This window comes from Bacteroides cutis, from assembly GCF_900241005.1.
In the GTDB taxonomy this organism is placed as follows: domain Bacteria; phylum Bacteroidota; class Bacteroidia; order Bacteroidales; family Bacteroidaceae; genus Bacteroides; species Bacteroides cutis.
This window is the reverse complement of sequence record NZ_OEST01000008.1, coordinates 107085-127840: the sequence shown is the minus strand read 5'-3', so window position 1 is coordinate 127840 and position 20756 is coordinate 107085. Positions and strand designations below refer to the sequence as shown.

Below are 20756 nucleotides of genomic sequence, written 5' to 3'. Positions count from 1 at the left end.
TAGCCGATTAAAAAAACGTTACTAGATTACTAAAAGATTAATCAAATATCTTACTTATGCGCAGATTTATACTTTTATGTTTGTTGATGTTTACGGTGTCAGGAGTGGTATTTGCCCAGCAAATGTCCGACGAACAAGTTGTCCAGTTCGTAAAGGAAGGTCAAATGACGGGAAAAACACAGCAGCAAATGACTACTGAGTTGATGAGAAAAGGGGTGACAAAAGAACAAATCCAAAGAATACAAGCCAAGTATAGTAATAAGACGGGTAGTATACAAAATGAGACCTCTACTTCACAATCTCGTATGCGTACTCAGAAAAATTATGACGAAAGGAATAAAAATACGCGTAATAAGAAGCTAAGCGGTGATGAACAGGACGTTTCCAAAATCAAAGGTTTGAGAAAACCTTTAAGACAACGTACGGAAGATGGTATAACTGATGACAATAGAACCATAGAGGGAGGAAATTTACCGTTTGTCAACCAGAATGAGGAATATGATTATTGGGAGGAAGAAAAAGATCCTACGACACAGATTTTTGGCCATAATATTTTTGAGAATGAGAATTTGACTTTTGAGCCGAATGTTAATGTGGCTACACCCGTTAATTATCGTTTAGGGCCTGGTGATGAAGTCATAATTGATGTTTGGGGAGCGTCTCAAACAACTATCCGTGAAATTATTTCTCCGGAAGGTAGTGTATTGGTGGATAATTTAGGTCCTGTCTATTTGAATGGAAAGACAGTAAAGGAAGCTAATAATTATCTGAAACAAGAGTTTGCCAAAATATATGCAGGAGTAACTGGTAATACTCCTAATACACAAATTAAGTTGACTTTAGGTGAAATCCGTTCTATACAAGTGAATGTAATGGGAGAAGTAGTTGCTCCCGGTACATATACTTTATCCTCTTTTGCATCTGTTTTTCATGCTCTTTATCGTGCAGGAGGAGTAAATAAAATCGGTAGTCTTCGTAGTATAAAGGTGGTGCGTGATGGAAATGCCATTGCAGATTTGGATGTCTATGATTTTATCATGAAAGGTAAGATGAAAGATGATATTCGTTTACAGGATGGTGATGTAGTAATCGTAGATCCTTATCAATCTTTAGTGCAAATACTTGGTAAGGTTAAACGTCCTATGTTTTATGAAATGAAACCTACTGAAACGATAGGAACTATATTAAAATATTCGGGTGGTTTTACGGGTGATGCCTATAAAAAAGCAATTCGGGTGTTGCGTAAAAGTGGTCGAGAACATCAGATATACAATGTGGATGAAATGGATTATTCCGTATTCCGCGTAGATGATGGTGATGTCTTGACTGTCGATTCTGTTCTTGAACGTTTTGAAAATCGTGTAGAAGTAAAAGGTGCTGTTTATCGAGCAGGTCTATATCAGTTGAATGGTGACGTAAATACTGTAAAAGAATTAATAAAGAAAGCGGAGGGAATACGGGGTGATGCCTTTTTGAATCGTGCTGTAATAAACCGGGAAAACGAAGATTTAACACATGAAATAATTCAAATAGATTTGAGGGGGTTGCTTAATGGGACTGTTGCAGATATTCCTTTGCAGAAAAATGATATATTATATATCCCTAGTATCCATGATCTACAGGAAGAGGCTACAATTACCATTCATGGTGAGGTTGGCAATCCCGGTACATATCTTTATTCTGATAAAATGACTATTGAGGATTTGGTGCTTCAATCTGGTGGATTGTTGGAAGCTGCTGCTACAACTAAGATAGAGGTATCACGCCGTATCAAAAATCCTAAAAGTGATAGCGATAATAATGCTGTTGGACAGATTTTTACTTTCGACTTGAAAGACGGTTTGCTTATGGGGGCTGGTAGCGAAGATTTCTATTTGCAGCCATTTGATGAAGTCTATATTCGTAAAAGTCCGGCTTATCGCAAGCAAAAGAATGTAATTGTTATGGGGGAAGCGTTGTTTACAGGAAGTTACGCTTTGTCAAAGAAAAATGAACGTTTGAGTGATTTGGTTGCTAAAGCAGGTGGTGTTACTTCTGATGCTTATGTGAGAGGCGCGCGTCTTATACGTAAAATGACAGAGGAGGAAATACGCCGTAAAGAAGATGCGTTACGTATGGCTAAGTTTAAAACAGGTGCAGATTCTATATCAATGAAATTGGTAGATACAGATATTAATAATACATATACTGTTGGTATCAGTTTAGATAAAGCATTGGCAAATCCTAAATCTGATTATGATATGGTGTTACGTGAAGGAGACGTTTTGCTTATTCCTGAATATGTAAGTACCGTTAAGATTAACGGTGCTGTGATGTATCCTAATACGGTATTGTTTAAAGAAGGTGAAGATCTTCGTTATTATATCAACCAAGCTGGAGGGTATGGCTCTGGTGCGAAGAAACGTAAGGCCTATGTTGTGTATATGAATGGTACGGTATCACGCTTGCGTTCCAGTAATAAAAAGGCGATTGAGCCAGGGTGTGAGATTATTGTTCCTAGTAAGGATCCAAGCAAGAAGTTAAGTCCGGCTGAAATGATAGGTATGGGTACTTCTGCAGCTTCTTTGGCTACAATGATTGCTACTATGGTTAACCTATTTAAGTAAGACAGGACTATGAGCGAAGATAAAATGCAAAATATAACTCCTCAACAACCGGAGGAACAAGAGATTGATTTAATTGAACTTGCCCAAAAAGTTTGGGTAGAACGAAAATTGGTTTTCAAAGCATGTGGTATTGCTGTTTTAATAGGTCTGGTGGTTGCATTTAGTATACCGAAAGAATATACTACTGAGGTGATGTTGGCACCTGAAAGTGCCACTCGGTCAGGTGGAGGAAGTATGGGGGCTTTAGCCGCTATGGCAGGTATTAATTTGGGAAGTAATTCTGGAGAAGATGCCTTATCTCCTGAACTCTATCCTGATATTGTTAAATCAACACCTTTTTTATTAGAGTTGTTTGATGTAAAAGTAAAAGATCAAAAAGCTGAAATTGATACAACTTTGTATGCCTATTTAGACAAATATCAACGTGCTCCTTGGTGGGGTGCAGTGATGTCTGCTCCCTTTAAAGCTTTAGGCTGGACATTGTCTTTGTTTAAAGACAAGCCGGAAGAAAAGGTCGGTAAGGCAGATCCTTTTAAACTGACGATAGACGAAGCTAAGGTTGCTGAAGTACTGAGTAAACGTATTTCTGTTTCTATTGATAAGAAAACTGGAGTTACTACTTTGTCGGTAACTATGCAGGATCCTTTAATTTCTGCTTCTTTAACAGATACCGTTATGCATTGTTTACAGAACTATATAACGAATTATCGAACCAATAAAGCTCGTCATGACTTAGCTTTTACCGAAAAACTTTACAAAGAAGCGAAGGATGGTTATACGGATGCTCAGAAAAAATATGCCACTTTTGTAGATGCTAACCAAAATATTATTTTGTTGAGTTATCGTGCTGAGCAAGAGCGTTTGCAAAATGAGATGAATTTGGCATATAGTGTATATACGCAAGTTTCTCAACAATTACAGATGGCAAAAGCAAAGGTGCAGGAGATTACCCCGGTATATACAGTTGTACAACCGGCAACAGTACCTTTGCGTGCAGCTAAACCTAATAAGGTTATGATCTTAATAGGATTTATTTTCCTTGCAGGGGTAGGTAGTGTAGGGTGGATTTTATTTGTGAAAGATTTATTAAAAGGATGGAAAAAGCAAGCAACAATATGATGACTAATGATAATATGAACCGCTGGTGTGCTGTGCATGCAGCGTTCAAGTCAGAACGTAAGTTAATGCAACGTTTAAATGCGGCAGGGTATACCGCATTTTGTCCTATGCAAATCGTATATAAGAAATGGAATGGACGAACCAGAGAAGTATTTATGCCTCTTTTTTCAGGTTGTCTTTTTGTAGAAGATACAGTAGATGTAGTTCCATTTATAGCATCACAGAATGCTTCTTTTTTGGTAGATAGTGAAGGGAAAAAAATATCTATTTGTGCTGAAAAGTCTGAATTGTCCGCTAAGTTTGTGCAATTGTTGAAATAAAATGAAACTTATAACAGAAGAATTACTCAATGAAGTAACCTCTCAGGCAAAGGTAAATCCTCGTTTGCGTATGAATTATAATTTTCATACTTCTATGGAAGAACCCATTCATCGTATGTTGAATGCATTAGAGCCAGGTACTTATCTTCCTCCGCATCGTCATAGGGATAAAGAGGAAACTTATTTATTGTTAAGGGGGAGCATGTGGGTTTTCTTTTATGATGAGTTAGGTAACGTTACCGATAAAGCACTTCTTAATCCGTCAGAAGGAAAGTATGGCTTAGAAATTCCTTCCGGTACGTGGCATAATATAGTCGCCTTGGAATCAGGGACTGTTATTTTTGAAATAAAGAAGGGGCCTTATTTCCCCCTTTCTCCAGAGGATATAGCTTCATGGGCTCCCGCTCCATCAGATGTAAAAGGAGCGGAAGTTTTCATGAATAAAATATTAGAAGTGAAACTTTAACCTTCAAACATTCGGCTACGTGCCAACATGCAAGCACCTACAACACCAGCTTTATCTTTTAATTTGGATGCCATGATGACGGAGTCCTTATTTACCAGGTTGAGAGAGTATTTTCTTACAGCTGTTTTTATGGGCTGAGTGATGTAATCTCCGGTTGTTGACATGGTTCCTCCTATAATTACTAATTCTGGATTAAATAGATTGATTAATCCGGCAATTTGTTTACCTAATTTTTGTCCAATTTCTTCTACTATTTCTATACATAGTAAATCCTCTTTATTTACCGCTGCAATGATTTCATCTAAAGTAAGTGGAGTTTCTTTTATATCAATGCGGTCGGATAAAATGGAACCTTCTCCATTTTTTATACGCTCTGTTAAAATACGGTGTAAAGCCGAACCGGAGGCTTCAGTCTCTAGGCAACCCTTTTTCCCACAATGGCAGAGTATTTCGTTGTCAAAAACATTGATATGCCCAAATTCTCCGGAAAATCCGGATTTTCCCGTATATATTCTACCATCTATGATAATTCCTATACCCAGTCCCCAACTGGCATTCACGAAAATGATATTCTTTTCTCCTTTAACGCATCCTTGAAGATATTCTCCATACGTCATGGCTCGTGTATCATTATCAATACATACAGGATATCCTATTTTTTCTGTTAATATTTCAGCTAAAGGACGTTCTGAAAAATTAAATTGGCTGAAACTATAACCCGATTCTGGATTTACGCGTCCAGAGATGTTGATACATATATTTAATATCTTTTCTTTATTGACACTTGCCTTTTTGATAAAGTTATTTATCAATCTGCATAATTCTTCCATAGCTTCTGGGGTATTCTCAAATTTATACGGAATGTTCATTTTGAGTTCCACCATATCTCCTTTAAAATTGATAAGCCCTATATTGATCGCAAATTTTTTGATATCCACTCCTATAAAATAACCTGATCCCGGATTGAGACCATATAAACTTGGATGTCTTCCGCCACTTGTTTCTAATTTTCCATAATCATTGATATATCCATCTTCACACATCTCGCTGATGAATTTGGTGACAGTGGGTACGCTTAGATCTAGTTCTTTGGATAAATCTGTAATAGTAGAACTGCCATTATATATGTAATGTTCTATGATGCGTTTTTTTAATAATGCATTTTTACTTCCCAGTTCTATTTCTTTTAAAAGATGTTGCTTCATAATTATATATTTCTGTTGTATTCATACAAAGATACTAAATTAATTTAATATCTGAAGTTTATATATGGTATAAAGTCATTTTTGACACTTTTTTTATTTATAGTTCACTATAGAAATTATGACTTTCTTTTTCTTTTAGTTTAAATGTATAATAAAGATATTTATTAATTTGTGGGCGATAAATTAATTTGTTGTATTCTTTAAATTCAAAAAGAGAATTATTGATTTAAAGTATATAAATATGATTATGTCCAACTTGAAAAATGTACGGCGGATAGAAGAACTTCATCCTTTATTTAAAGTTTTGTCCGACTATGTCAAGACTCACAATGGACTTCATTCGGATTTGGGTCGGATTGAAATATTGAGTGATAATCTGTTTATTAATAATATTAATCCGGATTGTGCTCTATATTCAGACATTCCAATAATATTTATTACTTTACATCCGGAGCAATTTGTAGTTACTTATCCTGAGGATACTCATGCCCCTCTTATAGGAAAGGGAAGATACGTAAACTTATAGCTAAGGTAAGATTTTAGTTGAAGAGTTAGTAATATCTCCTATTTTAATAAATATATTTATTAAATAATTGTATAAAAATAAATATATTGCTATATTTGTGACGCCTTTATCATGAATATATAAAACTTTAAAATTGAATAATATGAAAAACAAAGAAACTTATCCTTGGATAGTGGTAGGTTTACTCTGGGTGGTAGCTTTACTTAATTACATGGATCGGCAAATGCTTTCTACTATGCAAGAAGCTATGCGAGTAGATATAGTTGAGTTAGATAAAGCAGAGGCTTTTGGTGCTTTAATGGCGATCTTCCTTTGGATATATGGTTTTATGAGTCCGGTTGCCGGTATGATTGCCGATCGTTTTAGCCGGAAATGGTTGGTGGTAGGGAGTCTTTTTGTATGGTCTGCTGTTACTTTCCTGATGGGATATGCGGATAATTTTCATGAATTGTATTGGCTCCGTGCTGTGATGGGGATTAGTGAGGCCCTTTACATTCCTTCTGCCCTATCTTTGATAGCCGACTGGCATCAGGGTAAATCCCGTTCGTTGGCTATTGGTGTGCATATGACAGGATTATATGTGGGACAAGCTATCGGAGGTTTTGGAGCAACTGCTGCCGCGATGTTTTCTTGGCAATCTACATTTCATTGGTTTGGAGTTGCAGGTATTGCTTATTCATTGATACTGATATTGTTATTACATGAAAATCCTTCCCATATCGTAATAGAAAAAGATAGGATAAAAGTTTCGGGTGTGAAAAAAGTATCTGTATTTAGTGGCCTGAGTATTTTATTTTCTACTTGGGCTTTTTGGATTATTCTATTTTATTTTGCGGCACCCAGTCTACCGGGATGGGCGACAAAGAATTGGTTACCGACTCTTTTTGCAGAAAGTCTGGATATTCCAATGGCACAAGCTGGTCCTATATCTACTATTACTATAGCCTTATCCTCTTTTATCGGAGTGATTATTGGTGGCATTCTTTCCGATCGTTGGGTGCAGAAAAATCTTCGTGGACGTGTATATACCGGAGCGATCGGATTGGGAATGACTATTCCTGCTTTGATATTGTTAGGTTTTGGACATAGTTTTGTATCTGTAGTGGGGGCAGGACTGCTTTTTGGTATCGGTTTTGGTATCTTTGATGCTAATAACATGCCTATTTTATGTCAGTTTGTGGCTGCAAAATATCGTGGTACGGCTTATGGGATAATGAATATGACCGGAGTGTTTGCCGGTGCTGCTGTCACAAAACTATTGGGAAAATGGACTGATGGCGGTAGTTTGGGAGAAGGATTTGCATTATTAAGTGTTGTAGTAGCTTTGGCTTTGGCGCTACAATTATATTTTTTGCGTCCCAAAACGGATAACATGGAATAATTTTGATATATATTAATTAAAAGAATACATTATGGAAAAGATTATTGGACTAATTGATGCGCCATTTACTCCATTTTATGAGAATGGTGAAGTAAATTATGAACCTATTGAAGCTTATGCTAATATGCTTCAGAAGAATGGTTTGCAAGGAGTATTTATCAATGGCTCTTCCGGAGAAGGTTATATGTTAACTGAAGAAGAAAGAATGAAATTGGCAGAACATTGGATTTCTGTTGCTCCCAAAGGATTTAAAGTTATTGTACATGTAGGTAGTTGCTGTGTTAAGTCGAGCCGTATGTTAGCTGAACATGCACAGAAAATCGGTGCATGGGGGATTGGGGCTATGGCACCTCCTTTTCCGAAAATCGGGCGTATTGAAGAACTGGTAAAATATATTGAGGATATAGCTTATGGCGCTCCAGAATTACCTTTTTATTACTATCATATTCCGGCTTTCAACGGTGCTTTTTTGCCAATGGTGAAGTTGTTGGAGGCTGTTGATGGTCGTATACCCAACTTCGCAGGAATAAAATACACTTTCGAGAGTATGTATGAATACAATCAGTGTCGTTTATATAAGAATGGAAAATTCGATATGTTACATGGACAGGATGAGACCATTCTTCCTTGTTTGGCAATGGGAGGTGCACAAGGGGGTATTGGGGGAACTACCAATTATAATGGACGTGAACTGGTAGGTATTATTGATGCATGGAAAACGGGAGATATTGAAACGGCCCGTGAGCGTCAGGACTTTTCTCAAGAAGTCATAAATATTATATGCCATTATCGTGGTAATATTGTAGGTGGAAAACGTATCATGAAACTTATAGGTCTTGACTTAGGCAAGAATCGTACTCCTTTCCAAAATATGACGGATGAGGAAGAAATACAAATGAAAGCCGAACTTGAATCTATTCATTTTTTTGATCGCTGTAATAAATTCTAAATATATATAGCCATGAATGTTACTGAATATATAAGAACTTGGGCTGCATCTTATAAAAATGATATTATTGCAGATATCATGCCTTTTTGGTTGAAAAATGGACTGGACCGTAAGCATGGAGGGGTATACACTTGTGTGAACCGTGACGGTAGTCTGATGGATACTACAAAGTCTGTATGGTTTCAGGGGCGTTTCGGCTTTATTGCAGCATATGCCTATAATAATATAGAGAAAAATCAGGAATGGTTGTCAGCTTCTAAAAGTTGTATCGACTTCATTGAAGCACATTGTGCCGATACAGATGGACACATGTATTTTGAAGTGACAGAAGATGGAAAACCTTTGCGTAAGCGCCGTTATGTCTTTTCCGAATGTTTTGCTGCTATAGCTATGGCGGAGTATTCTTTGGCTACCGGTGATAAGAATTATGCAGTAAACGCTTTGGGGCTATTTAAGCGTATCAGGCGTTTCCTTTCTACTCCAGGTTTTTTGGAACCCAAATACTTGCCTACTGTAGAGATGCGCGGACATTCCATCACGATGATTTTGATTAATACGGCTGCTCGTATTCGTGCGGTGATTAGTGATCCTGAACTTGATGCGCAGATTGAAGAATCAATCAGTGCTATTGAAAAATATTTTGTTCATCCGGAGTTTAAAGCTTTGTTGGAGACTGTAGGTCCGAATGGCGAATTCATAGACACATGCGATGGACGTATTATTAATCCGGGACATTGTATTGAAACTTCTTGGTTTATTCTGGAAGAGGCCAAATATCGTAATTGGGATGAAAGATTAGTCAAACTGGCACTTCGGATACTCGATTGGTCGTGGGAGTGGGGTTGGGATAAAGAATATGGAGGTATTATTAATTTTCGAGACTGTCGCAACATGCCTTCCCAGGATTATTCTCAGGATATGAAGTTCTGGTGGCCACAAACCGAGACTATAATCGCCGCTCTTTATGCTTATCAAGCTACGGGAGACGAGAAATTTCTTGAAATGCATAAACAGATTAGTGATTGGACTTATTCTCATTTTCCCGATAAGGAGTATGGTGAATGGTATGGTTATTTGCATCGTGACGGTAGCGTTGCCCAACCGGCTAAAGGCAATATTTTTAAGGGGCCTTTTCATGTTCCCCGTATGATGATACGCAGTTATATCCTTTGTACAGAACTACTATAAAAATTAGACTTTGGTTAGTTTTCAGGTTAGTTTTTTAGAAAGGTAATGCCGGGAGTTAATTTTGTATTTGAAATTAACTCCCTTTAATCAATAAATAATAAATTTGCATTGTTCACCTTAAAAGTGTTATTATGAAAAAACTTTTCCTGTTATTTCTTTTTTGTTGCACTGTGTGGGACATAAATGCCCAAGGGCAAAAATATTCAACATTTTATTATCAGCGTGCAACGTTGTTTGAAGTATTATCAGTCTCTTCAGAAGATATTATATTTCTAGGTAATAGTATTACTAATGGTGCTGAATGGAACGAATTATTTGCTAATCCCCATATAAAAAATCGTGGTATCAGCGGTGATACGACTATGGGAGTCTATGATAGGCTAGATGCTGTTTTATCTGGTAAGCCTAGTAAGATATTTCTATTGATTGGTATTAATGATGTAAGCCGTGGGGTATCAGTCGATACTATTGTAAAACGTATTGATATGATTGCAGAAAAGATTGCGAGAAACTCCCCACGTACAAAACTCTATTTGCAGAGTGTATTACCGGTAAGTGATTATTATAAAATGTTCAATGGACATACTTCCCGTGCTACTGCCATTCCTGATATAAACAGAGGTCTGAAAGAGTTGGCAGAGAGAAAAAAACTCACCTATATTGATCTTTATAGCCATTTTTTAGATAAGGAAACCGGTAAAATGAATAATGAGTATACTAATGATGGGTTACATTTACTGGGAAAAGGCTACTTGAAGTGGGCGGAAATTATCAAACCTTATATTGTTGAGTAATGAAAAAGATCATTCTCATGTTTGTCTGTTTATTGCTTGTATGTATTTGTCAAAAAGGACATGCAGGTGATAATCGTTTGTTACCACAACCACAGAGATTTGTGTCGAATGGGGCTTCTTTTGTGTTAGGTAAAACACGTCTGTCTACTCCTGTTTTGCAGAAAGAGTGGGAAAATTTTATTAAGGAACATGGAGGTACTGTAGATGATAAATCTACTGCTATGATTGAAATAAATCTGGTAAATTCAATGAACGAAGTTCCCTTAAATAAAAATGAAGCCTATCGTTTGCAGGTGATGTCCAAGAAAATATCCATTGAAGCGGTTACGGGTCAAGGGGTTTATTGGGCTATGCAAACTTTAAGGCAATTGGCAGAAGTTTCAGTTAAGAAAACAGTTTTTAAAGGATGTATCATCACAGATTGGCCTGCTTTCAGAGTACGTGGTTTTATGCATGATGTGGGGCGTACTTATATTTCAATGGAGGAATTGAAACGTGAAATATCCATGCTTTCTCAGTTTAAAATTAATGTTTTTCATTGGCATCTCACGGAAAATCAATCATGGCGAATGGAAAGTAAGATTTTCCCAATGTTGAATGATGGTGTGAATACTACCCGTATGTCTGGCAAATATTATACTCAAAAAGAAGCGAAAGAACTTGTCGCGTTTTGTAAAGTACATGGGATGACACTGATACCGGAATTTGATATGCCGGGACATAGCGCAGCCTTTACTCGTGTTTTCCGGCATGATATGCAAAGCCCTGAAGGAATGAAAATTCTGAAGTTATTGATGGATGAGGTCTGTGAAGTTTTTGATGTACCTTATTTACATATTGGTACTGATGAAGTGAAATTTACCAACCCGGAATTTGTTCCTGAAATGGTGTCGTATATTCGTACCAAAGGAAAGAAAGTCATTTCTTGGAATCCGGGGTGGAAGTATCGACCAGGCGAAATTGATATGATGCATCTGTGGAGTGCTCGTGGAAAAGCTCAGAAAGGTATTCCTGCCATTGATTCTCGTTTTCATTATTTGAATCATTTTGATACTTTCGGGGACATAATAGCACTTTATAATAGCCGCATTTATAATGTGGAACAAGGAAGTGAATATATTGCCGGAACAATTTTAGCCGTATGGAACGATCGGTATATAGATAAAGAACAAGATATTATTTTACAAAATGGTTTTTATCCCAATATGCTTGCCATTGCCGAGCGTGCGTGGTTGGGAGGAGGTACTGAATATTTTGATAAAAATGGTACAATCCTTCCTCCCGATACAAGTAATGAAATATTTCGTTCGTTTAGTGACTTTGAAGAAAGAATGTTGTGGTACAAAGAACATAAATTCAAAGGGTATCCGTTTGGCTATGTCAAACAAACAAATGTATGGTGGAAGATTACGGATGCTTTCCCTAATAATGGTGATTTAACTGCTTCATTTCCACCGGAACGCGAATTGAAAAATGTTTATCAATATAAAGGACGGCATTTTAGTACACATCTTGCAGTGGGGGCCGGTATTTATTTACGCCATGTGTGGGGAACGTTTGTTCCTGCTTTCTATAAAGAGCCTAAGGAAAATCATACTGCTTATGCATATACTTATGTATACTCTCCCAAAAATCAAACTGTCGGATTGTGGGCTGAATTCCAAAATTATGGCCGTTCCGAAGCTGATTTACCGCCATTACCGGGTAAATGGGACTATAAAGGAAGCCGGATATGGATAAATGATGAAGAGATTTTGCCACCTGGCTGGACCATGACTCATCGTGTAAAAGATGTTGAGGTACCTTTGGGAAATGAAAATTGTGTTGTTCGTCCACCTCTATCCATACAACTCCATAAAGGGTGGAACAAGATACTTTTGAAACTTCCGGTTGGTAAGTTTACCCAGCCGGAAATCCGTTTGGTAAAATGGATGTTTACCACGGTGTTTGTCACTTTGGATGGAAAAAAAGCTGTGGAAGGACTTATTTATTCTCCTGAGAAAAAATTAAATTGATTTATGTATGAAAAAGATAATAATTCTTTTCTTGTTGTTGATGGGTGTAATCAGTGGATATGCCCAGAAACGTATTAAAGTAGCTTGTGTGGGAAATAGCATTACATATGGTGCAGCTCTGCCTGACCGTGATACACAAGCTTATCCTGTACGGTTACAACAACTTTTAGGAGATAGCTATGAAGTAGCGAATTTTGGAAAATCAGGAACTACCTTGTTGGCTAAAGGACATCGTCCTTATATTTTACAAAAGGAATATCAACAGGCTATAGAGTTTACTGCCGATATTGTGGTAATCCATTTGGGAATTAATGATACAGATCCACGTAATTGGCCTAATTATAGGGATAGTTTTGTGAAAGACTATTTGGACTTGATACATACATTCAAGGCTAAGTCCTCTCAATGTAGAATTCTTATCGCTAGACTGACTCCCATTTCAGATCGTCATCAGCGTTTTGAATCCGGTACTCGTGATTGGCGAGGGGAAATACAGCAAGCCATCGAAACTGTAGCTCGGTTTGCAGATGTGCAACTCATCGACTTTGAGAAACCATTATATCCTTATCCTTTTATGTTTCCGGATGCAGTGCATCCTAATCCGGCAGGAGCCAGAATTTTGGCGGAAACAGTTTATTCAGCGATAACCGGTGATTTTGGCGGACTGCAGATGTCCATGCTTTATACGGATAGTATGGTTTTACAACGTAATATTCCGTTGCATATTCAAGGTATGGCTAATGCCGGAGCAATGGTGACAGTGAGTATAGCTAAGCAAAAGCAAACAGTAAAAGTGGGTAGTGACGGACATTGGGAAGTAACTTTGTTGCCGCTTTCTGCAGGAGGACCTTATACATTGACTATAACGGATGGTCAGAAAACAACCTTGCAATATAAGGATATATTGGCAGGTGAAGTTTGGTTATGTTCGGGACAATCTAATATGGAATTTATGATGAAAGAAGCCATTTCCGGGAAACAGGATATTCCGTTAGCTACTAATAGTAGGATACGATTGTTTGATATGAAAGCGCGTTGGCGTACGAATGCCGTAGAATGGGAGAGTACCGTACTTGATTCGTTGAATAGTTTGCAATACTATAAAGATACAAAGTGGGAAACTGTCTCTCCGCAATCCGCAAGAGACTTTTCTGCTATAGCCTATTATTTTGGTAAAATGTTACAGGACAGTTTGAAAGTTCCTGTCGGATTGATTTGTAATGCTGTTGGAGGTTCACCGGCAGAAGCTTGGATTGACCGTAATACACTGGAGTATCGGTTCCCTGCAATATTGAGGAATTGGACAAAAAATGATTTTATCCAAGATTGGGTACGTGGCAGAGCGGCTTTGAATGTGCGGAAATCAGAAAATAACCGGCAACGTCATCCTTATGAGCCTTGTTATTTGTTTGAGGCAGGTATTCGTCCTTTGAGGCAATTTCCGTTGAAAGGAGTCATTTGGTATCAGGGAGAATCGAATGCGCATAATAAAGATGTGCACGAAAAACTTTTTAAACTTCTGGTGGAAAGTTGGCGTAAAAACTGGTCGAATTCAGAGATGCCTTTTTATTATGTACAGCTTTCAAGTATCGATCGTCCGTCATGGCCTTGGTTTCGTGACAGCCAACGTCGTTTGATGAAGGATATCCGGAATACAGGGATGGTGGTGTCCAGTGATAAAGGAGACTCTTTGAATGTGCATCCTACTGACAAGCGACCTATTGGGGAACGATTGGCTTATTGGGCATTAAACAAAACGTATGGTTGGAAACATATAGTACCCTCCGGGCCTTTGTTCCGTAGTGCCGAGTTCCGGAATGGTGCAGTATATGTCTCTTTTGATTATGGGGAAGGAATGCATAGCGCTGATGGAAAAGCGTTGCGTACATTTGAAGTGGCCGAAATAGATGGACTGTTTGAACCGGCTATTGCAGAGGTGGAAAATAATTGTCTGAAAGTGTATAGTAAGAATTTAAAATCTCCGCGCTATGTACGTTATGGGTGGCAACCGTTTACTCGTGCGAATTTGGTAAATGCTGCTGGACTACCTGCTTCTACTTTCCGTGCAGAAGCGATTTCTGCATATGTAAATGTAGTGGATATACAGGCTATGAAGGGTTTTCCAGAAAAGGATAAGAATTTTGCGAAAGGGGTTTCTGCCTGTTTTGCAGGGGTTACAGATGGGTGGCTTTTGATAGCCGGCGGATGTAACTTTCCAAAAAAATCCGCCAAGGATGGAGGAAGCAAAGAGTTCTATCGGGATATCTATGTTACAGAACTTTCGGACGATTCTGTGTTCTTTTGGCGAAAGGTAGGGGAATTTCCGCAACCTGTGGCTTATGGAGTGTCGGTTTCTACTTCGGATGGAATTGTTTGTGTAGGAGGTATGAATGCTGAAGGGACATTGAATACGGTATATCGCATTAGTATGGAGAATGATAAAAAAGTGCTTATAGAAGTATTGCCGTCTTTACCATGTGCATTGGATAATATGTCGGGTTGTATTTTAGGTAATACAGTATATATTGCCGGAGGTAATAAAGATGGTAAACCATCTAATGTTTTTTATTGTCTGAATTTGGAAAAACTTTTAGAAGGTTGGCAAAAACTTCCGGATTTTCCCGGTCTTCCCCGTATACAACCGGTGTGTGCAGTGCAAACTGATGTAACAGGTCGTCCGGCTTTTTATCTATGGGGTGGTTTTGCGGTTGGGGTGGGAGGTTCTCCAGCTTCATTGTCACTGGATGGGTATGTGTATTCGCCGAATTCAGGAAAATGGACATCTTTGCCTGCTCCTGTAAATAGGCAGGGAGAAACGATTTCATTAGGAGGAGGTACTGCCGTTGCTTGGGGAGATAGTCTGATTCTTTGTATGGGAGGGGTGAATAAAGATATTTTCTTGCAAGCACTTCGAAAACCTGCTCCAGATTATTTATCACATCCGGTAGAATGGTATCGTTTTAATTGTTTTTTACTTGCCTATAATACTCATCGTGAGAAATGGCAAACTATAGAATGTATTCCCGCTACAGCTCGAGCAGGCGCTGCATGTGTGGTATGGGGTAAAGACTTGTTCTATATTAATGGCGAACTGAAACCGGGCATACGTACTCCGGAGATCACTAGAATTCGATTGGAGAAATAGGAAATTAATACTATAAAATCGTCAAAAGCGGGATAATTATTATCCCGCTTTTGACGATTTTATAGTAGAATTTATTTTAATCGAATAAACTCTTGAACTTTTTGAAAATCTTTTCTTTAATTGATGTATTCGGTTTGAAATTATCCGATGTTTCCATTTCTTCAAGAACTTTCTTTTCTTCTCTGTTTAGAGTTTCAGGAACATATACACTGATATTTACCAATAAATCACCGGTCCCATATCCATTTACATTGGGTAAACCTTTACCACGCAGGCGAAGAACTTTACCCGGTTGTGTACCCGATTCGATCTTTACTTTCACTTTGCCGTCAATAGTAGGGATTTCTACTGCACCACCTAAAGCTGCTGTTGGGAAACTGAGGAGAAGGTTGTATATCAGGTCATTTTCGTCACGGATTAACTCTTTATCAGCTTCTTCCTCTACGAGTATCAGAAGATCGCCTGGTACACCATTATGTTTACCGGCATTACCTTTACCATTCATGGAGAGTTGCATACCTTCTGCTACGCCTGCGGGAATTTTTACAGATACTACTTCTTCACCGTAAACGATACCTTCACCGGCACATTCCTTACATTTATTCTTGATAACTTTACCTTCACCACCACATGTGGGGCAAGTGGCACGTGTCTGCATAGTACCGAGAATGGTTTGTTGATTACGTATAACCGTACCACTACCTTTACAAGTCTGACAAGTTTCTGCACCTCCGTCACCTTCGGCACCTGTTCCGTGGCAATGGTTGCAAGGAACATATTTTTTCAGTTTAAATTTCTTTTCAACACCGGTAGAGATTTCTTTCAGGTTCAGTTTTACCTTTACCCGCAAATCCGAACCACGATAACGGCGTTGTTGGGCACTACCACCGCCAAATCCGCCGAAACCGCCAAATCCACTGCTGTGTCCGCCAAAAATGTCACCGAACATGGAGAAAATGTCATCCATGGACATACCGCCACTGAAACCACCAAACGGCCCTCCATTGCCGGCAGCGCCACCCAGTCCGGCATGGCCGAATTGGTCGTAACGGGCACGTTTGTCCGGATTACTTAATACATCGTATGCTTCTGCCGCTTCTTTGAACTTCTCTTCCGCCGTTTTATCACCCGGGTTTTTATCCGGATGATATTGAATGGCTTTTTTACGATAAGCTTTTTTTATTTCTTCTGTCGATGCTGTTTTTTCGACTTCCAATACTTCGTAATAATCTCTTTTTTCCATATAACTTTTATGTTATTCTCCAACCACTACTTTGGCGTGGCGGATGACTTTGTCGTTTAGCGTGTAACCGGTTTGTACGCAATCCAGAATTTTACCTTTCAGTGCTTCGTCAGGTGCCGGAATTACGGCAATTGCTTCGTGATAGTCTGTGTCAAGAGGGAGTTCTTTGGTATCAATAACCTTTACACCATTCTGTCCCAATACATTCATAAACTTATTGTAGATAAGTTCAACGCCTTCTTTTACGGCAGCAACGTCAGTAGCTGTTTCCATGTTTTTGATGGCACGCTCAAAATCGTCTACGATAGGAAGAATACTACTGATACTCTTTTCACTGCCATTCAGTATAAGTTCAGCTTTTTCTTTCATTGTACGTTTACGATAGTTGTCAAACTCAGCAGACAAACGCAGATATTTATCTTTCTGTTCTTCAATTTCCTGATTGGCTTTTTCCAACTCCTGACTCAGCTTTTCTTCTTCGGTCAAAGGTGTCTCTTCTTTTTCGGAAGTTTCTTTTTCAATTGTCTCTTCCTCATTGGGAACAGCCTGAGCTTTCAATTCTTCTTCTTTGTTGGTTTCTTTTTCTTTAGAATTCATATTGTTATGCTTATTATTCTTATAAAATGTTTTTGTTTTCATTGTTGTCAAGGGTTTAAGTTAATATGATACCACTTCTTCTGCAAAAACTTTGCCAAAAAGACTGTTTTCGTCGAAAACGTTGCAAAGGTAGTACTTTTATGTCAGATTGACAGCGAAATATTCTATAAATAGGAAGTTAATATCGCATTTGTATAATGTTAACTGAATAAGATGCAGTTAGTTAACTTCATTGTGTATAGTTAGTTAACTTCATCTGATGCAAGAAGTTAACTTGTTGTAGCCTGATTTAGAGTATTATTTCGTATCTTTGCAACTTCAAAATAGTAAATCATAATTAAATCGTAAATATAAAGATGATTACAGTCTCGAATGTTTCGGTACAGTTTGGTAAAAGAGTGTTGTTCAATGATGTAAACCTGAAGTTTACAAGTGGTAATTGTTATGGAATTATTGGTGCCAATGGTGCCGGAAAATCGACTTTCCTACGGACTATTTCGGGAGATTTAGATCCGACTACCGGGTCTATTATGTTAGGACCGGGTGAACGTCTTTCTGTTTTGAGCCAAGACCACTTTAAGTGGGATGCTTTTACAGTGATGGATACTGTAATGATGGGACACACGGTGTTGTGGGACATTATGAAACAGCGTGAAGAGTTATATGCGAAGGAAGATTTTACCGATGAAGACGGCTTGAAGGTATCTGAGCTTGAAGAAAAGTTTGCAGAACTGGATGGATGGAATGCCGAAAGTGATGCGGCTGCCCTTCTTAGTGGATTGGGTATTAAGGAAGACAAGCACTATGTATTGATGGGTGAACTGAATAATAAAGAAAAAGTGCGTGTCATGTTGGCACAGGCTTTGTATGGTAACCCGGATAACTTGTTGCTGGATGAGCCTACCAATGACTTGGACATGGATACCGTAAGCTGGTTAGAAGAGTATCTTTCTAATTTTGAGCATACAGTGTTGGTAGTGAGTCACGACCGTCACTTCCTCGATTCTGTTTGTACACATACGGTGGATATTGACTATGGAAAAATCAATCTTTTTGCCGGTAATTATAGCTTCTGGTACGAATCCAGTCAGTTGGCTCTTCGTCAGCAGCAGAATCAGAAGGCCAAGGCTGAAGAGAAGAAGAAGGAGTTGGAAGAGTTTATTCGCCGTTTCAGTGCCAACGTAGCAAAAAGTAAACAGACTACCAGCCGTAAGAAGATGCTGGAGAAACTCAATATAGAAGAAATCAAACCGTCTTCCCGTAAATATCCAGGCATTATCTTTACACCGGAGCGTGAACCGGGTAATCAGATATTGGAAGTGTCGGGTTTGACGAAGACCTTGGAAGATGGTACGGTATTGTTCCGTGATGTAAACTTTAACGTTGAAAAAGGGGATAAAATTGTATTTCTTTCACATGACCCACGTGCTATGACTGCTTTGTTTGAGATTATCAATGGTAACATAAAACCGGATGCGGGAACTTTCAACTGGGGTGTTACGATTACCACAGCTTATTTACCATTGGATAATACAGACTTTTTCAATACCGATTTGAATTTAGTAGATTGGTTGAGTCAGTTTGGTGAAGGAAATGAAGTGTATATGAAGAGTTTTCTTGGGCGTATGCTTTTCTCTGGTGAAGAGGTCTTGAAAAAAGCCAGTGTGCTGTCGGGAGGTGAAAAAATGCGCTGTATGATTGCACGTATGCAATTGCGTAATGCCAACTGTCTGATTTTAGATACACCTACCAATCATCTTGATTTGGAATCTATTCAGGCTTTCAATAATAATCTGAAGATTTATAAAGGGAATGTTCTGTTCTCCTCTCATGACCACGAATTTATTCAGACTGTAGCAAACCGTATCATTGAATTAACACCGAATGGTATCATTGATAAGATGATGGAATATGATGAGTATATCACTTCCGACCATATCAAGGAATTGAAAACACGGATGTACGGGGAATAAATATGAACTTAGGGGCGTGATGGCATTCGCGCTCCGGTAAGATAATGTATTTTGGGGCACGGATTACGGGGGGTACAGACTGCGATATTATTGGTTAAATAAAAAATCCGCGTAGTCCGTGCTTGAATTATTGTTTATAAATCAATTTATCTTCTTCTTCTCCGAAAATATTATCCCCAAGGGTCGTAATTTTGTTTCCTGTAGCAAGTACTTTACGCAAGTTGGTACAGCCCATGAAAGCTCCATATTCAATAGCTGTTACACTGGAAGGTAATATTATGGTACCGCATAAACGGGTACAACCGCTAAAGGCACGTTGTCCGATACTTTTCAAAGCATGAGGCAAGGAGATGTTTAGTAGATATTTCTTTTGTGTAAAAGTATAGTCGGGAATTATTGTGGCATTACTTTTCGATAAATCAATAGAAACGAGATTGGGCATATAGTTGCGTATCAAAGTGAAATCGGCTTCATCCATCTTACCTTCCACAGTGAGAAAATTCACATCTTTGGGTTGTATACCTTTCTGAATAAGTTCACTTGCCAAGCTTCCCATCATCCCTATTTGTACAGTAATACTTATCGGTTCTCCTTCGATGAATGCAAATGCTTCCCATCTTTTCCCACGACGATAAGAGTCACTACTGCCTAGTGGTACAAATATGGCTGTTATGCTGTCTGCCAATGCTTCGGGCAGTAAATTGGGAGGAGTTTTCTTTCGGATCTGGCAGATCTTCAAATTGGTACAACCTTTGAATGCACCATCTTCAATGTTTTTAGTCTTGTCGGATATAATCACTCTTGTCAGCGATGTCTTTCCTGTGAATGTACTGTCGTTGACTTGCGTACAGAAGGCATACGAAGGTATACAGTTGGCGGGATAAACATAAAAACGGTCAGGATGCGTGCCGTTCTTTCCGGCATACATACTGATGGATGCGGTAGAAATATCCAATATCTGCAAATTTTTGAATTTGTCTCTTAAGTGGCGGAAGTCAATAGCATTCAGCTTACCCTGCAGTGTAAGATGAGTTATTTGGTTGGCTTCATTTTCAGTCAACATTTCAACTAAAGTACCCGGTTTGGCTACATAATATCTTTTGGAATTCTGTGCGGAGACATTCAGCATGAAATACATTCCAACAGTGACTAATAGTATTTTTCTTAGGCTCATGTTTTGAATTCAGATTAATTAAGTGCTTCAAATATAGCGAGAATATGCAAAGAAT

15 protein-coding genes and 1 pseudogene are annotated in these 20756 nt (G+C 38.4%); 12 read left to right on the top strand and 4 right to left on the bottom strand.

Going from position 1 to position 20756, the window contains the following annotated elements; genetic code table 11:
* Positions 1 to 56 precede the first annotated feature (56 nt).
* The 4 genes from C1A09_RS15030 to C1A09_RS15015 are packed head-to-tail and all read left to right on the top strand — an operon-like array spanning position 57 to position 4511.
* On the top strand, positions 57 to 2606 hold the full coding sequence (locus C1A09_RS15030; protein WP_101545860.1) for a polysaccharide biosynthesis/export family protein: 2550 nt from the start codon (positions 57 to 59) through the stop codon (positions 2604 to 2606).
* A gap of 9 nt (positions 2607 to 2615) precedes the next feature.
* Positions 2616 to 3725 carry a Wzz/FepE/Etk N-terminal domain-containing protein gene (locus C1A09_RS15025; RefSeq protein WP_101545858.1) on the top strand — a complete coding sequence of 370 codons (1110 nt, stop codon included), beginning with the start codon at positions 2616 to 2618 and terminating at the stop codon, positions 3723 to 3725.
* Entirely contained in the window at positions 3701 to 4045 is a 345-nt protein-coding gene (locus C1A09_RS15020; RefSeq protein ID WP_101545855.1) for a UpxY family transcription antiterminator, read from the top strand. The genes C1A09_RS15025 and C1A09_RS15020 overlap by 25 nt, the downstream gene beginning before the upstream one ends.
* A gap of 1 nt (position 4046) precedes the next feature.
* Positions 4047 to 4511: a WbuC family cupin fold metalloprotein gene (locus tag C1A09_RS15015; protein WP_101545853.1), complete on the top strand. Its 465-nt coding sequence runs from the start codon at positions 4047 to 4049 to the stop codon at positions 4509 to 4511.
* Here the strand turns inward: C1A09_RS15015 and C1A09_RS15010 are convergent.
* Entirely contained in the window at positions 4508 to 5716 is a 1209-nt protein-coding gene (locus C1A09_RS15010) for an ROK family transcriptional regulator (protein ID WP_101545851.1), read from the bottom strand. The genes C1A09_RS15015 and C1A09_RS15010 overlap by 4 nt on opposite strands.
* A 241-nt stretch (positions 5717 to 5957) precedes the next feature.
* Between C1A09_RS15010 and C1A09_RS16620 the strand changes: the two are divergent.
* The 7 genes and pseudogenes from C1A09_RS16620 to C1A09_RS14975 all read left to right on the top strand — a co-directional run bounded on the left by C1A09_RS16620 (position 5958) and on the right by C1A09_RS14975 (position 15714).
* A pseudogene (locus tag C1A09_RS16620) lies at positions 5958 to 6259 on the top strand (YhcH/YjgK/YiaL family protein).
* A 125-nt stretch (positions 6260 to 6384) separates the two neighbouring features.
* Positions 6385 to 7623 (top strand): MFS transporter, encoded by a 1239-nt coding sequence (locus C1A09_RS15000; protein ID WP_101545849.1) that lies wholly within the window; start codon positions 6385 to 6387, stop codon positions 7621 to 7623.
* A gap of 31 nt (positions 7624 to 7654) precedes the next feature.
* Positions 7655 to 8572: a dihydrodipicolinate synthase family protein gene (locus tag C1A09_RS14995; RefSeq protein WP_101545847.1), complete on the top strand. Its 918-nt coding sequence runs from the start codon at positions 7655 to 7657 to the stop codon at positions 8570 to 8572.
* 12 nt (positions 8573 to 8584) lie between these two features.
* On the top strand, positions 8585 to 9760 hold the full coding sequence (locus C1A09_RS14990) for an AGE family epimerase/isomerase (RefSeq protein ID WP_101545845.1): 1176 nt from the start codon (positions 8585 to 8587) through the stop codon (positions 9758 to 9760).
* 131 nt (positions 9761 to 9891) lie between these two features.
* Entirely contained in the window at positions 9892 to 10554 is a 663-nt protein-coding gene (locus C1A09_RS14985; RefSeq protein WP_101545843.1) for an SGNH/GDSL hydrolase family protein, read from the top strand.
* 17 nt (positions 10555 to 10571) lie between these two features.
* A complete protein-coding gene (locus C1A09_RS14980; RefSeq protein WP_245875056.1) occupies positions 10572 to 12569 on the top strand; it encodes a family 20 glycosylhydrolase in 1998 nt (665 codons plus the stop codon).
* Between the two features lie 7 nt (positions 12570 to 12576).
* Entirely contained in the window at positions 12577 to 15714 is a 3138-nt protein-coding gene (locus tag C1A09_RS14975; protein ID WP_101545837.1) for a cyclically-permuted mutarotase family protein, read from the top strand.
* Between the two features lie 76 nt (positions 15715 to 15790).
* On the opposite strand, the gene dnaJ is transcribed toward C1A09_RS14975, so the two are convergent.
* Positions 15791 to 16957, bottom strand: coding sequence for a molecular chaperone DnaJ (dnaJ, locus tag C1A09_RS14970; protein ID WP_101545833.1), 1167 nt, complete (start codon positions 16955 to 16957; stop codon positions 15791 to 15793).
* A 12-nt stretch (positions 16958 to 16969) separates the two neighbouring features.
* Positions 16970 to 17596, bottom strand: coding sequence for a nucleotide exchange factor GrpE (locus C1A09_RS14965; protein ID WP_101545919.1), 627 nt, complete (start codon positions 17594 to 17596; stop codon positions 16970 to 16972).
* A 314-nt stretch (positions 17597 to 17910) separates the two neighbouring features.
* Here C1A09_RS14965 and C1A09_RS14960 point away from each other — a divergent pair, with 314 nt between their 5' ends.
* Positions 17911 to 19527, top strand: coding sequence for an ABC-F family ATP-binding cassette domain-containing protein (locus C1A09_RS14960; protein ID WP_101545831.1), 1617 nt, complete (start codon positions 17911 to 17913; stop codon positions 19525 to 19527).
* A 127-nt stretch (positions 19528 to 19654) separates the two neighbouring features.
* On the opposite strand, the gene C1A09_RS14955 is transcribed toward C1A09_RS14960, so the two are convergent.
* The gene (locus tag C1A09_RS14955) at positions 19655 to 20701 is read right to left on the bottom strand and encodes a leucine-rich repeat domain-containing protein (protein WP_101545828.1); all 1047 of its coding nucleotides are present in this window, start codon (positions 20699 to 20701) and stop codon (positions 19655 to 19657) included.
* Positions 20702 to 20756 lie beyond the last annotated feature (55 nt).

Excerpts from the sequence above, each read along its gene's own strand:
- C1A09_RS14995 (WP_101545847.1), top strand. The coding sequence starts at position 7,655 with ATGGAAAAGATTATTGGACTAATTGATGCGCCATTTACTCCATTTTAT.
- C1A09_RS15025 (WP_101545858.1), top strand. The coding sequence starts at position 2,616 with ATGAGCGAAGATAAAATGCAAAATATAACTCCTCAACAACCGGAGGAA.
- C1A09_RS14980 (WP_245875056.1), top strand. The coding sequence starts at position 10,572 with ATGTTTGTCTGTTTATTGCTTGTATGTATTTGTCAAAAAGGACATGCA.
- dnaJ (WP_101545833.1), bottom strand. The coding sequence starts at position 16,957 with ATGGAAAAAAGAGATTATTACGAAGTATTGGAAGTCGAAAAAACAGCA.
- C1A09_RS14975 (WP_101545837.1), top strand. The coding sequence starts at position 12,577 with ATGAAAAAGATAATAATTCTTTTCTTGTTGTTGATGGGTGTAATCAGT.
- C1A09_RS15030 (WP_101545860.1), top strand. The coding sequence starts at position 57 with ATGCGCAGATTTATACTTTTATGTTTGTTGATGTTTACGGTGTCAGGA.
- C1A09_RS15015 (WP_101545853.1), top strand. The coding sequence starts at position 4,047 with ATGAAACTTATAACAGAAGAATTACTCAATGAAGTAACCTCTCAGGCA.
- C1A09_RS14960 (WP_101545831.1), top strand. The coding sequence starts at position 17,911 with ATGATTACAGTCTCGAATGTTTCGGTACAGTTTGGTAAAAGAGTGTTG.
- C1A09_RS14965 (WP_101545919.1), bottom strand. The coding sequence starts at position 17,596 with ATGAAAACAAAAACATTTTATAAGAATAATAAGCATAACAATATGAAT.
- C1A09_RS15000 (WP_101545849.1), top strand. The coding sequence starts at position 6,385 with ATGAAAAACAAAGAAACTTATCCTTGGATAGTGGTAGGTTTACTCTGG.
- C1A09_RS14990 (WP_101545845.1), top strand. The coding sequence starts at position 8,585 with ATGAATGTTACTGAATATATAAGAACTTGGGCTGCATCTTATAAAAAT.
- C1A09_RS14955 (WP_101545828.1), bottom strand. The coding sequence starts at position 20,701 with ATGAGCCTAAGAAAAATACTATTAGTCACTGTTGGAATGTATTTCATG.
- C1A09_RS15020 (WP_101545855.1), top strand. The coding sequence starts at position 3,701 with ATGGAAAAAGCAAGCAACAATATGATGACTAATGATAATATGAACCGC.
- C1A09_RS15010 (WP_101545851.1), bottom strand. The coding sequence starts at position 5,716 with ATGAAGCAACATCTTTTAAAAGAAATAGAACTGGGAAGTAAAAATGCA.
- C1A09_RS14985 (WP_101545843.1), top strand. The coding sequence starts at position 9,892 with ATGAAAAAACTTTTCCTGTTATTTCTTTTTTGTTGCACTGTGTGGGAC.